We start from the raw sequence: 14,537 nt of genomic DNA on the forward strand, positions 1-14,537 counted from the left end.
TCTCTCATCTATCCGGGGACGCGAAGGCGGTGAACTCTCGCAGGCCAGCGGCCACACGATCGACGAAGCCTGGGTCGGACTGGGCAGGGAAGCAGGCGGCGACGGACTCGAGAGTCGACAGCGCGCATGAACAGGTCGCGGAGATCACGACGTCGCCCGTCTGCCACACCAGCTGTCGGGGGTCGTCGCTCACGAGGTACGCGGAGGTGTGGCCGAGGTCGACCGACGGGAAGTGCTCGGCGAAGGCCGAGGACAGCCGCCCGTGCTGCTCGGTGATGACGATGGGCTCGAGGTTGGCGAGGATCGTCGCGACGAAGACGTTCTCTCCCGTCGCGGAGCGCAGCACGGCCCCTTCGACCGGTGTGAGACCCGTGGCCTCCCAGTCCGGGTGCACCCAGGAGCGAAGGGCGTCGCCGCCCCGCATGCTTCGCGCCTCCACATAGGTGACGTCGCCCCCTGCGGCGAGGGTGCCGGTGGCTGTTCCGGCGGGCTCGGCGAACTCCAGCGACACCTCGTCGGGGGCGCCGGCGAGGTACGCCGCGCCCACGCCCGCGGTCATCGCGACCACCATGATCACTGCAGCAAGCATCGGCCGGCGGTCGCGGGGGCGCGCCGCGCGCGCCTGATGGCGCGACTCGCCCTTGGCGATCTCGGCCATCCGGTCACGATCCAGCAGCTGCTGGGCGAAGGTCATGTCGATGCCCGCTGAGGACGTCTGGAGCGCCTCGCGGGCACGGCGGAGGTCATCCCAGCGCATGCGGCAGTCAGGGCACGACTCGAGGTGACTCATCGCCTGGGCCGCGCGCGCAGCGCTCAGCCGGTTGTCGAGAAGGTCGTGTACGTCGTCGCCGAGGTGCTGGTCACTCACACGCCACCTCGCACCGGCGCGCGGTGAGCCAAAGACTCACGGAGCTTCGCACGGGCGCGAGACAGTCGGGAGCGGACAGTGCCCATCTTGATGCCGAGGGTGGCGGCAATCTCCTCGTACGACAGTCCCTCGATATCGCTCAGCACGACGGCGGCCCGGTACTCGGGCTGCAGGTCGGAGAGCGCGGCGATGATGTCATCGCCGAGGTGGGACATGTCGAACTCGTCCTCCGGCTGGCCCGAGCGCTCGTGGCGATCGAAGCTGGCCGAGGTGGGGACGGCGGCATCGTCATCAGCCATGAAGTCGAACCGGATGCGCTTCTTGCGTCGCACGCGGTCCAAGAACAGGTTGGTCGTGATGCGGTGCAGCCAGCCCTCGAACGTGCCCGGCTTGTACTGCGACAGCGAGTTGAACACGCGGATGAACACATCCTGCGTGAGGTCCTCGGCGTCGTGCTGGTTGCCGGTGAGGTGATAGGCGAGCCGGTAGACCCGGCCAGAGTGCTCCTCGACGATGCGTTCCCACGTCAGTTCTGGGTTCGCCGTCTCGGGCGCGAAAGGGGTCGCGTCCGGCGCGACGTGCGTTGTGCGCGCATCGTGCGTCATCTGCTCACCTTCTTTCACGTAACTGGCAACGGATACCGGAAGTTCTATGTTCCCACGGATCCTGCAGCGGGGCATCGGCCGGATGGCCGATGTGACGGATACCATGCGCTGAGGAGGCAATACATGACGACGGATGCCGCGAACTGGGCGTACTGCGAGGACTTCGTCCCCGAGGACGCCGTTCTGCTCGAGGCCCGCGACACCGCGGATCAGTTGGGCTGCGTGCCTGTGCACCCTGGTGCCGGTCGCGTGCTGCAGTTGCTGGCGCGCATCTCGGGAGCACGCTCGGCAGTCGAGATCGGCACCGGGGCCGGTGTCTCCACCACGTACATTCTCCGCGGGATGGGTGACGCGGGCGTCGTCACCACCATCGATGTCGAGCCCGAGCACCACAAGGCCGCTCGCCGCACCCTCGCGGCAGGCGGATTCGCTCCGGAGCGCGCGCGGCTCATCACCGGCCGCGCCCTCGACGTGCTGCCGCGGCTCACCGATGGGGGCTACGACATGGTGCTCATCGACGCGCGCAAGGTGGAGTACCCCCAGTACCTCGAGCAGTCGCTGAGGCTGCTGCGCGTGGGCGGCATCCTCGCGATCGACAACTCGCTGTGGCACGGACGTGTGCCGGACCCCGCACAGCGGGACGAGGAGACCACCGCGGTGCGCCAGACCCTCAAGTCAGTGCGACAGGACGAGTCTCTCGAGCCCATGCTGCTGCCCAGCGGCGATGGAATGCTGGTGGCGGTCAAGCACGCGGTGTAGCCACCGCCGAGCGACTGGCGCCGGGCGGCGCTCGCCTCGGCCGCCGGTGCTGTCGCCTGACCTGCGGGACCGCTAGTCCTGCGGGACCGCTAGTCCTGCGGGACCGGCAACGCGCCGGCCAGGGCGTCGCGCAGCTGCGCGACCTCGTCCGCGTTGATCTCGACGACGAGGCGGCCGCCACCTTCCAGTGGCACGCGCATCACATACCCGCGACCTTCCTTCACGACCTCCATGGGGCCGTCTCCGGTACGGGGCTTCATCGCAGCCATATGTGATTCTCCTCGGGGATTTCGCTCTAGCCGCGGACTCCGCGGCACCAACGACCATTCTACGCCGTGGGAGGGGTGGCTCCCAAACCCTCCCCGTCCGCGGCGTGTGACCGCCGGTGCGCCGCGTGACCGGTCACATGCCCTCGCGGACCGGGCCCTCCTCGGGCTCCTCCGGTCCGGTGCCCTCGCCGCGAGCGTGATCGGCCACGATCTGGACCGCCTCTTCGATGTCGTCCGTCACGTGGATGAGATCCAAGTCGGTCGCCGCGATCTTGCCGTCGGCGGCCACCGTGTCCCGCAGCCAGGACACGAGGCCATCCCAGTAGGCATGGCCCACGAGGACGATCGGGAATCGCGTGATGGTGCGAGTCTGGACCAGCGTGAGCGACTCGAAGAGCTCGTCGAAGGTGCCGAACCCGCCCGGAAGCACGATGAAGCCCTGCGCGTACTTGACGAACATGGTCTTGCGCACGAAGAAGTACCGGAAGTTGATGCCGAGGTTGACGTACTCGTTGACGCCCTGCTCGAAGGGCAGCTCGATGCCGAGCCCCACCGAGACTCCCCCGGCCTCGCTCGCGCCCTTGTTCGCGGCCTCCATGACCCCGGGGCCGCCGCCCGTGATGACCACGAACCCCTCTTCGACGAGGCGTCTTCCGGCGACCTCGCCCATGGCGTAGTCGTCGGTGCCCACCTTGGACCGCGCCGAGCCGAACACGGAGATCGCGGGGCCCAGCTCCGCGAGCGCCCCGAAGCCCTCGACGAACTCGGACTGGATGCGCATCACCCGCCACGGGTCCTCGTGGAGCCAGTTCGGCGGGTCCTGGTCACTGAGAAGTCGACCCGACGTCGACGACTTCGGCACGTTGCGCCCGCGCAGCAGCACGGGGCCTTTGCGGTATTCGGCCTTCATGGAGCCTCTCCTCAGATCGGGTGATGGGACGCGATGGTCGCGCAGATCAGGGGGACAGCCACGCCTTCAAGCCCGCGCGGCATGCCTGGATATCGGTCACCGGGCACCATTCCTCGTCGGCGTGTGCGAGCTCGGGGTCGCCCGGACCGTAGTTGACTGCCGGGATGCCCAGGTCGCCGAACCGGGCGACGTCCGTCCACCCCTCCTTGGCGCGCGGGGCTCCCCCACCTGCGGCCGCGACGGCATCGGCGAAGGACATCGCGAGCGGCGCGTCCAGGCCGGGCCTGCACGCGGCGGCGAGGTCCGTCCACTCGAGGTCCCACTCACCCAGTCCGGCCGATGCGATCACGGCTTCCACGTGCGCCTGCGCCTGGGCGAGGGTCTTGTCGGGGGCGAAACGGTAGTTGACGGTGACCGTGCAGGCATCGGGAATCACGTTGCCGGCGATGCCGCCCCGGATGCCGACGGCGTTGAGCCCCTCGCGATACGTCAGGCCGTCCACATCCACCGAGGCCGGCTCGTAGGCCGCGAGGGCCGTGAGCAGCGGCGCCGCACGGTGGATCGCGTTGGCCCCTTTCCACGCCCTGGCGCTGTGGGCCGCGATCCCTGGGAGCGTCACGTCCGCGCGCAGGGTGCCGTTGCAGCCGCCCTCGATCGCGGCGGAGGTGGGCTCGCACAGCACGGCGAAGTCCGCCGTCAGCAGCTCCGCATGCCGGCGCGACAGCCGGCCGAGCCCATTCTTCGACTCCTCGACCTCCTCGTGGTCGTAGAGCACCCAGGTGACGTCGCGCATCGGCCGCTCGAGCGAGGCGGCGAGCGACAGCATGACGGCGAGGCCCCCCTTCATGTCGACGGAGCCCCGGCCCCACAGCGTCGCCCCGTCATCCCGCCACTGAGCGGGCACGTTGCCCTTGATCGGGACCGTGTCGAGGTGGCCCGCGATGATCACCCGCTCCGGGGCCCCCGTCTCGGTGCGCGCGATGATCGCGTCGCCGTCGCGGGTCACCGTGAGGTGCGGCAAGGCGGTCAGAGCGCGCTCCACCGCATCGGCGATGGCGTGCTCTCCCCCGCTGACGGAGGGGATGTCGATGAGCAGGCGTGCGAGCTCCTCGACAGGGGCGTGCAGGTCGAGATCGGGCATGCTGCCAGCCTATCCGGCGCGCTCCCGGCGCCTTCCGACGCGCCGATGCGCTGGCCCTCTGCGCCCCAGCAGTGCACCAGCGCACGTCTCGAGCCCACACGTGCCGCGGTGCACTGCTGGGGCGCGGGGGCGGATGGGCGATCGCCCTCAACTACCCTGGACCCATGACTCGAGCAGCACACGGATTCGGCCTGTCCACCATCGACGCGAGCGGGACGGTGCTCGACACCTGGTTCCCCGCGCCCGCACTTGGAGAGGCCCCCGCTGGCGCATCGGCCCCTCAAGCACTCGCGGACGCGGAGCGCGAGGATGCGCTGCGCGGGGTGTCCCTGCGCACCGTCGCCACCGAGATCGACCTGGATGCCCCGCCCGTCGACGTCCCCGACGCCTACCTGCGGCTCCACCTGCTGTCGCACTGCCTGGTACGGCCTCACAGCATCAATCTCGACGGCCTGTTCGGCGTGCTGACCAACGTGGCGTGGACCTCGGCGGGACCGTGCGCCATCGACGGCTTCGAGGACGTCCGACTGCGGTTCCGCGCGGCGGGTCAGGCACTCACCGTCTACGGCGTGGACAAGTTCCCGCGCATGGTCGACTACGTCGTCCCGAGTGGCGTGCGCATCGCCGATGCCGACCGCGTGCGCCTGGGCGCGCATCTCGCCGAGGGCACCACCGTGATGCACGAGGGATTCGTGAACTTCAACGCAGGCACGCTGGGCCACTCGATGGTCGAGGGCCGCATCTCTGCGGGCGTCACCGTCGGCGACGGGTCCGACGTGGGCGGCGGCGCCTCGATCATGGGCACCCTGTCCGGTGGCGGCAAGGAGGTCATCTCGATCGGAGAGCGCTCCCTCCTGGGCGCGAACTCGGGCCTCGGGATCCCTCTCGGCGACGACTGCATCGTCGAGGCCGGCCTGTACGTGACCGCCGGCTCCAAGGTGCTGCTCGTGGGCCAGACCACGGACGAGGGCGAGCCCCGCGTCGCGAAGGCCCGCGAGCTCGCCGGCATGAACGGCCTGCTCTTCCGCCGCAACTCCGTCACGGGCGCGATCGAGGTCGTGGCTCGCCAGGGCGACGGCATCGCGCTCAACGCCGCGCTGCACGCGAACTGACGTGGCGAAGCGCAGGCGCGGCGGTGGGGTCGCCGCGCTCGCGGTGCTCGTCGTGGCCGGCGGCGCCGCGATCGTGTGGGGCCCCGGACTGTGGGAGCGCTACGGCGACCGGGTGCTGCCGTCCGGTCAGTGCACGGTGACGCTCGGCGATCGCACCGACACCAAGACCGCCGAGCAGGCGAACAACATCGCGATCATCGTGACCGGATCACTCCGTCACGGGATGCCTGCGCGGGCCGCCAGCATCGCGGTCGCCACCGCGATCCAGGAGTCCACGCTGCGCAACATCGACTACGGCGATCGGGACTCCGTCGGCCTCTTCCAGCAGCGCCCATCGCAGGGCTGGGGATCGGTCGAGGAGATTCTGGATCCGTACTACTCCACGGACCAGTTCTACGAGGCGCTGCGGGACATCTCGAACTGGCCCGAGCTGGACATCACGGTGGCCGCACAGGCGGTGCAGCGATCAGCGTTTCCGGATGCCTACGCGGACCACGAAGAGGAGGGCCGCCTGTGGGCATCCGCCCTCACGGGGCACGGCGGCGAGGTGACGTGCGACCTCGGGGACGCCTCCACGACCACCGCGCGGGCGTTCACCGACCGCGTGGCGGCCGACTTCGGCGACGCCGTGTCATTGCAGGTGGCGGACATCAACGCCGACGCCACGGTGCTCACGCCGGCCGGCGCCGACGCGACCCTCGCGCAGGCCGTTCAGCAGTGGGCGGTCGCGGTGGCCGCCGTCGAGGGCGTCACCGGGGCCGTCCGCGACGACCAGGCGTGGCTTCGGGACGCCGATGCCGTCTCACCAGAGGGCGACGGCACCCTCATCGCCATCCGCACCGACTGAGAAGCGCCCTCGGCCAGGGCGGCTGCCCACGGCGCACCGTGGACAGGACCGCCCTCCCGAGGCAGCAGCGGGTGGTAGGTCAGCGGTGGTCCATTGCGACGTAGTCGCGCTCCACCTGGCCGGTGTAGATCTGACGCGGGCGGCCGATCTTGGTGCGCGGGTCCGTCATCATCTCGCGGTAGTGAGCGATCCAGCCCGGCATGCGGCCCAGCGCGAACAACGGCGTGAACATCTGGCGAGGGAAGCCCATCGCCGAGTAGAGCAGGCCGGTGTAGAAGTCCACGTTCGGGTACAGCTTGCGCTCGATGAAGTACTCGTCGGACAGCGCGATCTCTTCGAGGCGCTGCGCCATCTGGAAGGTCTCGTCGTTGCCGCCCAGTTCGGCGAGCACGGTGTTGGCGACGTCCTTGACGACCGCGCCGCGCGGGTCATACGACTTGTACACACGGTGACCGAAGCCCATGAGCCTGGCGCCCTCGGCCTTGTCCTTGACCTTCGCCACGAACTGCTCGACGGTGTCACCCGACTCCTTGATGCCGTCGAACATCTCGAGCGCCGCCTCGTTGGCACCGCCGTGCAGCGGTCCGGACAGCGCGCCGATGCCGGCGGAGATGGATGCGTAGATGTTCGCCTGCGACGATCCGACGATGCGGACCGTGGACGTCGAGCAGTTCTGCTCGTGGTCCGCGTGCAGGATCAGCAGCAGGTCGAGGGCCCGACGGATCGTGGGGTCGATGTCGAGCGCGCCGTCGGAGCCGGAGAAGGCGATGCGCATGAATTCGTCGACGTAGGTGCCCTCGCGGCTGGGCTCGATCAGGTCGCCGCCCGTGAAGCGGCGCTGCAGGTACGCGATGACCGTGGCGGTCTTGGCGAGCAGCTGGACGGTCGCGAGTTCGATCTCGTACTCGCCGCGCCCCACCGACTCCGGGTAGAACGTCGACAGTGCGCTCGTGGCGCCCGACAGCACCGCCATCGGGTGCGCGTTACGCGGGAAGGCCTCGAGGAACGCCTTGATGCCCTCGTGCACGTGCATGTGCCGTGCCACCCGATTGTTCAGGGCAGTGAGCTGGTCTGACGTGGGAAGCTCGCCGTGGATCAGGAGGTGGGACACCTCGAGGAACGTGGACTTCTCCGCGAGCTGCTCGATGGGGTAGCCCCGGTAGCGCAGGATTCCAGCGTCACCGTCGATGTAGGTGATCGCACTCTCGCACGAGGCCGTGTTCATGAATCCCGGGTCGACGGTCACCAGCCCTGTCTCGCTGAGCAGCGTCGCGACGGACACTCCATCATTGCCGACCGTGGAGCGCTCGAGCGGAAGCTCGCGCGTGGTGCCATCGACCGTGAGTCGGGCGTCAACCACTCGTGTCATTCCAGGGACCTCCCGTGCGCCGCAGCGCCATTGTGCGTTCGCTTTGCAGCGAGTTTACCTGTCTTTTATAGCCGCCGGGCCCCTGCTTGCACACGTTCATCCGTCGCGGTGAGCGCCATGCGCACATGACGCTCTCCCGCGGTGCCGTAGAAGGAGCCCGGCGCGGCGACGATGCCGCGTTCCGCGAGCCACTCTATGGTCTTCCAGCAGTCCTCGTCGCGCGAGGCCCACAGATACAGGCCCGCGTCGGAGCCCGTCACGGTGAATCCTGCCGCCTCGACGGCAGGCCTCAGCACCGCCCGGCGCGCGCGGTAGACCTCACGCTGGACGGTCACGTGCTGATCGTCGCGCAGCGCCGTCGCCATCGCGGCCTGCACCGGACCCGGCACGATCATGCCGGCGTGCTTGCGGGTCTCCAGCAGTCCGGAGATGATCGCGGCGTCGCCGGCCACGAAAGCGGCACGATAGCCCGCGAGGGAGCTCTGCTTGGACAGCGAGTACACCGCCAGCAGTCCGGTGTGGTCCCCGCCGCACACCTCGGGGTCGAGCACCGACGGCACGCCGTCGCTCACCCACGGCTCCTCCCACGGCAGGGCCGCGTAGCACTCGTCCGAAGCGACCACCGCGCCGATGCTCCGGGCGGCGTCCACGATCGCGCGGAGCTCGTCGCGCGACAGCACGGAACCGGTGGGATTCGACGGAGAGTTGATCCATACGAGCCGTACGTCGTCACGGTTCGCCCAGTCGCTCACCACGTCCGTCGCGACGGCCGATGCGCCAGCGAGGACCGCACCCACGGCATAGGTGGGGTACGCGGCGGCCGGGTGCACCACGACGTCGCCCGTCGACAGGCCGAGCAGGCTCGGGAGCCAGGCGACGAGCTCCTTGGAGCCCACCGTCGGCAGCACTGCGTCGGGGTCGAGCCCGCTCACGCCTCGCGTGCGGGCGAACCACTCGACCACCGCGCGACGCAGATCGGCGGTGCCGTGCGTGGTCGGGTACCCCGGAGCGTTCGCGGCGTCGGAGAGCGCGCGCTGGATCAGTTCGGGCGTGGGGTCGACGGGCGTGCCCACCGACAGGTCGACGACTCCATCAGGGTGCTCACCCGCACGCTCCCGGAACCTCGCAAGCGAGTCCCATGGGAAGTCGGGCAGGGAGCCCGGGTACAGACCCACGGATCGCCTGCGCGCCCGCTAGGCCTGCGGGGGAAGCGACTTGATGAGGTCGTGGTCGTGCTCGATCAGACCCATCTTGGCCGCGCCGCCGGGCGAGCCGATCTCCGAGAAGAACTCGACGTTGGCGTTGTAGTAGTCCGCCCACTTGTCGGGAGTGTCGTCCTCGTAGTAGATCGCCTCGACGGGGCACACCGGCTCGCATGCACCGCAGTCCACGCACTCGTCGGGGTGGATGTAGAGCATCCGTTCGCCCTCGTAGATACAGTCGACGGGACACTCATCGATGCAGGCCTTGTCCTTGACGTCGACACAAGGCAGTGCGATGACGTATGTCACTTCGTCTCCTCCATTCGAGGGTGATCCGGGCTTTTCATCATAGCGGCGTGCGCGCGGAGTCCACGCACCCGCGTGGTGCGACGGGAACGCGTGCGGTCAGTCATCCTCATCGTCGTCACTCACGCACTCGATCGCGTCGTCCGGCTTGTACGTCCACGTGTCGGAGGTCTCCTCCACCACGTCGCCGTCGAGTTTGACGGTGCGCGTGTTCGTGATCGTGAAGCCCGGCTGACCAGGACCCTTGGCCTCGCAGTTGGCGCTGGTGACCTCCTTGACGCCCGGCTCCTTCACGTTGGACTTGGGGCTCGCCGACGTGGTGACCTCGAAGTGCTCGGTCGACCACACGTCGACGTGCAGCCGGCCGCCGTCGATGTAGCTGTTGAAGACTGCGGCGTAAGGAGTGTTGTTGCGGAACTCCACGTTGATCGAACCGGTGTAGATGGTCGACTCGCGCCCTGCCGGGTAGCGCGTGAACCACACGGAGTGCGGACGGTGATCGAGAATCTCGAATCCGGCGAAGTACCCGGCGTTGTACGCCGTGGTCGCCATCTGCGAGAGCCCGCCTCCCATGCCGTTCGTCAGGATGCCATTCACGATCACGTGGGCGGGCTGGTAGCCCTCCTCCTCGTTGATCGGCGACAGCACCTCGGTGAGGTCGAAGGTGTCACCTGGCTGGACGACCACACCTTCGACGTCCGCGGCCGCGACACGCAGGTTCTGCGTGCGGACGGGCTCGGCCGTGAGAGGCGTGTCGAAGGAGCTGACGATCTCGGTGAAGTCAGCCAGGCCCAGGTCCTCGGCACTCACCTCCGGGTCCGCAGCCGTGTACGGCAGGTCGGCGATCCGGCCCATGCTGCTCGCGGCCGCGACGACCGCGTCACCCAACGCCTCTCCATCGATCGTGATGCCGGGCGAGCCTTCGTCGATGACGATGTCGTGGCTGTCGTCGAACGAGACGGACGCGTTCTCGCCCTCCGTCGTGAGGTCGGGGTTGGCCTCGATGATCTGTGCCGCGAGCGCGGTGCCGTCCACCACCAGCTCGAGGCCGCCCGGGCCTGCTTCGACGGTCGACGTGGCGGCGATGGTGGCGGGCTCGATCGTCGCCTCGGCGTCCTCGCCCACCAGCGTGATGGGTGCCGCGAACGTCTCGGTCTCGAGCTCGGCGGCGAAGGCCGCAGCATCCTCGTCGGTGATCGTGGGCGGCTCGGTCTGAGCGATCAGATCGATCGCCTGCGTCGACGGCCATGCCTGCGCCAGCCGCGTCGCCGACTCCTCCTGATCGATCGTGACGGATGGCCGGCCGGGAACGACCTCGACCGACCCCTCGGCGACCGTCACGCCGGCGTCCTGCGCGGGCCCGTCGAGCTGCACGGCCGCGCTCTCCAGGGCCTCGGCGAGAGCCTCCTCGTCGACATCGGTCACCGGCGTCAGCGGACCGCCTCCAGCGATATGCGCCCACAGTCGATCGGGCATCACCGTGAAGCCCGTGACCTGCGCGATGGTGCTGTCGACGTCGATCGACAGTCCTGCGTCCGAGGCGGGCAGCGCGAAGGACTCCTCGACTGCGCGCAGTTCCAGGTCCTCGCCCTCGAGCGCGACGGCGGCATCGCCGACTGCTCCGATCGCCTCGGTGTCGGACATGCCGCCGATCTGGATGCCGAGCACCTCGGTGCCCCGCGGCACCGTGGTCGACATCAGCGCCTGCGCGCCCACGTAAAGCACGGCGATGGCGACCAGCGTGAGCGGCAGGATCCACGCCGTCCGCCGTTTCTTGTTGCGCGTCACGTGTCCGCCGCCGTCCGTGGTGTCAGGGATGGGCTCGTCCTCCCATGGCGGCGTGGACGCTGCCCGGGACTCGTGGGCCGTCGTCGGGGCGTCGTCGTCCACAGGTCCCATCACGGCGGTGTCATCCACCGGCGCGTGCACGGCCGTCTGGTCGTCTTCCGCCACGGTGTCCGACGGCCCGTGCGCAGGCGCGAACACTGATGCGCGCTCGGGCGCAGGGGCACGCTCGTCGCCGTCTCGGTCGGTCTCCTCGCCAGCAGGGTCACCGGCCGATGCGGGCTCGGGCTCCGAGTCCTCCTCCTCGCCCAGCGTCTCGTCGGTTCCCCCACGAGCCTCGTCGCCTTCGGCGGGTTCCCCTCCGGGTTCCTCGCCCGGCTCGAAGCGCGGCGCGTAGGCGTCGTCGCCGGCGTCTGCGGTCGCCGCCTCTCCTGCCGCCAGCCACACCGGGGCCTTCAGCTCGCTGGTGGGCACTCGCTCGACCACGGGGGCGTCGTCGGAGGCGGTGGCGTCATCGGAGGCGGTGGCGTCGTCAGACGCGGGGGCGTCGTCAGACGCGGTGGGGTCGCCGTCGTCAGGAGTGGCAGCGTCGTCGCGGTCCGGTGAGGCGGCCGCAGACGCGGGCATGTCGCCGGTCGTCGTCCGTTCGGTGGCGTCGGAGTCGTCCGCGAGCGTGGCGTCGGCCGGTGGCGTCGCCGACGCCGACCGAGCACCGGCGCCCTTCTCCGCGCGTCGCCTCAGCGAGCGGTGCGCGGCGGAGTTGCGCCGCCTGCGCGCCTGCTCCTCTGCCAACTTGCGTGCGTGGTCCTTACCGCGGGCCATGCGCACCCACCAGCAGTCTCGACGGCATCACCGAGGCGGCCACGATCGCGATCGCGCCCCCCGCAAGCCATCCGACACCGAGTGCATCCTGAACGATCAACACGGAACCCCCCGGTCCTTCCAGCGCCCACACGAACGTCATGGTCATCCACGCGCCCGCGTACAGGCCGAGTCCAGCCCATCCCAGCCACGTGCGTGCGAAGACTGCCCCCAGCGCCACCATCAGCACGCACAGCACCACGCCGAACGGCGGGAAGCCACGGTGGGCCACCGCGCCCACGCTCGCGGTGATGATGCCGCCGACGAGCAGCACCACGAACCCCAGGACATCCTTCATGCGTCCCAGGATAGGTGGTCGCCATGACATGACCAGGGCACCTGGGACAGACGTGACGAATCCGATACCCAGTCTCCCGCGCATCGGCCGCATGTCACGCCGGGCCAGGGCGCCGTGGCGCCCGGTCCGACCTACCCGTCGAGCCGCTTGGCGCGCGACGTCGCGCGAGCGCGCTCCGTCTGGTCCAGAATCACCTTGCGGATGCGGACGTTGTCGGGAGTGACCTCGACGCACTCGTCCTCGCCTGCGAACTCGAGCGACTCCTCGAGCGTCAGGACGCGCGGAGGCGACAGGCGCTCGAGCTCATCACCGGTCGCGGACCGGATGTTGTTGAGCTTCTTCTCCTTGGTGATGTTCACGTCCATGTCCTCACCACGGGAGTTCTCGCCGACGACCATGCCTTCGTAGACCTCTTCGGTGGGCTTGACGAAGAACGTGCCACGGTTCTGCAGCAGCATCAGCGCGTTCGAGGTGACCACGCCGGTGCGGTCCGCGACGAGCGAGCCGTTGGTGCGGAAGTCGATCGCGCCGTTCCACGGTGCGTAGCCGTGAGCGATCGACGAGGCGATTCCGGTGCCGCGCGTCTCCGTGAGGAACGTCGAGCGGAATCCGATCAGGCCACGGGCGGGAACGATGAACTCCATGCGCACCCAGCCGGTGCCGTGGTTCGACATCGACTCCATGCGGCCCTTGCGCGCGGCGAGGAACTGCGTGACGGCGCCCAGGTGCTCCTCGGGCACGTCGATGGTCATGTGCTCCATCGGCTCGTGGACCTTGCCATCGACCTTCTTGGTGACGACCTGCGGCTTGCCCACGGTGAGCTCGAAGCCCTCCCGTCGCATCTGCTCGACGAGGATCGCGAGAGCGAGCTCGCCACGGCCCTGGACCTCCCAGGCATCCGGACGCTCGGTGGGGAGAACGCGCAGCGACACGTTGCCGACGAGTTCTTTGTCGAGGCGGTCCTTGACCTGACGGGCGGTCACCTTGGCACCCTTGACGCGGCCGGACAGCGGCGACGTGTTGATGCCGATGGTCATCGAGATCGCGGGGTCGTCCACGGTGATCCGCGGCAGCGGACGCGGGTCGTCGAGGTCGGTCAGAGTCTCGCCGATGGTGATGTCAGCGATGCCTGCGACGGCGACGATGTCGCCCTGCTTGGCTGACTCGGCGGGGACGCGGTCGAGGCCCTTGGTCTCGAGCAGCTCGGTGATCTTCACGCTCGTGAGCGAGCCGTCGGCACGCGCCCACGCCACTGTCTGGCCCTTGCGCAGCGTGCCATTGAAGATGCGCAGCAGCGCGAGTCGGCCCAGGAAGGGCGAGGCGTCGAGGTTCGTGACGTGCGCCTGGAGCGGCGCGTCGTCCTCGTAGCTCGGCCCCGGGATGCGATCCATGATCGTGTGGAACAGCGGCTCGAGGTTGTCGGAGTCCGGCATTCCGCCGTCCTCGGGCTGGTTCAGTGAGGCACGCCCGGCCTTGGCGGAGGCGTAGACCACCGGGACCGAGAGGAGCGCGTCGATGTCCAGGTCGGGGACGTCGTCGTGCAGGTCGGAGGCCAGACCCAGCAGCAGGTCGTGGGTCTCCTCGACGACGGCGCTGATGCGCGCGTCGGGACGGTCGACCTTGTTGACGACGATGATGACGGGCAGGTGGGCCGCGAGCGCCTTGCGCAGTACGAAGCGCGTCTGGGGCAGCGGGCCCTCGGACGCATCCACGAGCAGGACGACGCCGTCGACCATGGACAGTCCCCGCTCGACCTCGCCGCCGAAGTCAGCGTGGCCAGGAGTGTCGATCACGTTGATGGTGACGCCGCCCGGCTCGGAGGCCTCGCCGAGGTAGCGGATCGCCGTGTTCTTCGCGAGGATCGTGATGCCCTTTTCGCGTTCGAGATCACCGGAGTCCATCGCGCGGTCTTCGACGTGAGCGTGGTCGCCATAGGCGCCACCCTGGACGAGCATGCCGTCAACAAGGGTGGTCTTGCCGTGGTCGACGTGGGCGACGATCGCGACATTGCGCAGGTCGGAGCGCACGGGCATACGGGGACTCTTTTCGTAGGAAGGGGTGGCGGCGCTCAGGCGCGCCGCCGGTCCAGTCTAGCGGCAGCCGGGAGGAAGGGCCGTTTGGGCGATTTGGGCGAATAAATCGGGGCACCCCTCACGTTGTCGAAAGGGCGAGGGCGCCCGCCTTCGCCGAAGGACACGTCCAGGA

Annotated in this window: 14 protein-coding genes; 3 read left to right on the top strand and 11 right to left on the bottom strand. The window is 69.2% G+C overall.

The annotated features are described in order from the left end of the window. Window positions 1-4: 4 nt before the first annotated feature. Entirely contained in the window at window positions 5-868 is an 864-nt protein-coding gene (locus QQX02_RS03465) for an anti-sigma factor family protein (RefSeq protein ID WP_301141238.1), read from the bottom strand. Continuing rightward, window positions 865-1,473: an RNA polymerase sigma factor SigE gene (sigE, locus tag QQX02_RS03470; protein WP_301141239.1), complete on the bottom strand. Its 609-nt coding sequence runs from the start codon at window positions 1,471-1,473 to the stop codon at window positions 865-867. The genes QQX02_RS03465 and sigE overlap by 4 nt, the downstream gene beginning before the upstream one ends. Before the next feature lie 123 nt (window positions 1,474-1,596). On the opposite strand from sigE, the gene QQX02_RS03475 reads away from it, so the two are divergent. After that, window positions 1,597-2,232, top strand: coding sequence for an O-methyltransferase (locus QQX02_RS03475; RefSeq protein ID WP_301141240.1), 636 nt, complete (start codon window positions 1,597-1,599; stop codon window positions 2,230-2,232). Between the two features lie 89 nt (window positions 2,233-2,321). Here QQX02_RS03475 and QQX02_RS03480 read toward each other — a convergent pair whose 3' ends face one another. The 3 genes from QQX02_RS03480 to dapE form a co-directional block, all read right to left on the bottom strand. Then, window positions 2,322-2,501 (bottom strand): DUF3117 domain-containing protein, encoded by a 180-nt coding sequence (locus QQX02_RS03480; protein ID WP_062135903.1) that lies wholly within the window; start codon window positions 2,499-2,501, stop codon window positions 2,322-2,324. Window positions 2,502-2,634: 133 nt separating this feature from the next. Beyond that, complete coding sequence (locus QQX02_RS03485; protein WP_301141241.1) at window positions 2,635-3,411, bottom strand: LOG family protein; 777 nt, start codon at window positions 3,409-3,411, stop codon at window positions 2,635-2,637. Between the two features lie 46 nt (window positions 3,412-3,457). Beyond that, the gene (dapE, locus tag QQX02_RS03490) at window positions 3,458-4,552 is read right to left on the bottom strand and encodes a succinyl-diaminopimelate desuccinylase (RefSeq protein WP_301141243.1); all 1,095 of its coding nucleotides are present in this window, start codon (window positions 4,550-4,552) and stop codon (window positions 3,458-3,460) included. A 164-nt stretch (window positions 4,553-4,716) separates the two neighbouring features. Here dapE and dapD point away from each other — a divergent pair, with 164 nt between their 5' ends. Then, window positions 4,717-5,664 (top strand): 2,3,4,5-tetrahydropyridine-2,6-dicarboxylate N-succinyltransferase, encoded by a 948-nt coding sequence (gene dapD / locus QQX02_RS03495; RefSeq protein WP_301141244.1) that lies wholly within the window; start codon window positions 4,717-4,719, stop codon window positions 5,662-5,664. A gap of 1 nt (window position 5,665) precedes the next feature. Continuing rightward, window positions 5,666-6,511 (top strand): hypothetical protein, encoded by an 846-nt coding sequence (locus QQX02_RS03500; RefSeq protein WP_301141247.1) that lies wholly within the window; start codon window positions 5,666-5,668, stop codon window positions 6,509-6,511. Window positions 6,512-6,590: 79 nt separating this feature from the next. Here QQX02_RS03500 and QQX02_RS03505 read toward each other — a convergent pair whose 3' ends face one another. From QQX02_RS03505 to typA, 6 genes are all read right to left on the bottom strand, one after another. Continuing rightward, entirely contained in the window at window positions 6,591-7,880 is a 1,290-nt protein-coding gene (locus QQX02_RS03505) for a citrate synthase (RefSeq protein WP_301141248.1), read from the bottom strand. 65 nt (window positions 7,881-7,945) lie between these two features. Further along, the gene (gene dapC, locus QQX02_RS03510; RefSeq protein ID WP_301141249.1) at window positions 7,946-9,055 is read right to left on the bottom strand and encodes a succinyldiaminopimelate transaminase; all 1,110 of its coding nucleotides are present in this window, start codon (window positions 9,053-9,055) and stop codon (window positions 7,946-7,948) included. A gap of 18 nt (window positions 9,056-9,073) precedes the next feature. Further along, a complete protein-coding gene (gene fdxA, locus QQX02_RS03515) occupies window positions 9,074-9,391 on the bottom strand; it encodes a ferredoxin (RefSeq protein ID WP_062135924.1) in 318 nt (105 codons plus the stop codon). A gap of 96 nt (window positions 9,392-9,487) precedes the next feature. Beyond that, window positions 9,488-11,995 carry a VanW family protein gene (locus QQX02_RS03520; RefSeq protein ID WP_301141251.1) on the bottom strand — a complete coding sequence of 836 codons (2,508 nt, stop codon included), beginning with the start codon at window positions 11,993-11,995 and terminating at the stop codon, window positions 9,488-9,490. Then, window positions 11,982-12,332, bottom strand: coding sequence for a hypothetical protein (locus tag QQX02_RS03525; RefSeq protein WP_301141252.1), 351 nt, complete (start codon window positions 12,330-12,332; stop codon window positions 11,982-11,984). The genes QQX02_RS03520 and QQX02_RS03525 overlap by 14 nt, the downstream gene beginning before the upstream one ends. A 131-nt stretch (window positions 12,333-12,463) precedes the next feature. Further along, window positions 12,464-14,365: a translational GTPase TypA gene (gene typA, locus QQX02_RS03530; RefSeq protein WP_301141253.1), complete on the bottom strand. Its 1,902-nt coding sequence runs from the start codon at window positions 14,363-14,365 to the stop codon at window positions 12,464-12,466. Window positions 14,366-14,537: the final 172 nt, after the last annotated feature.

Source organism: Demequina muriae, assembly GCF_030418295.1.
Lineage (GTDB): Bacteria > Actinomycetota > Actinomycetes > Actinomycetales > Demequinaceae > Demequina > Demequina muriae.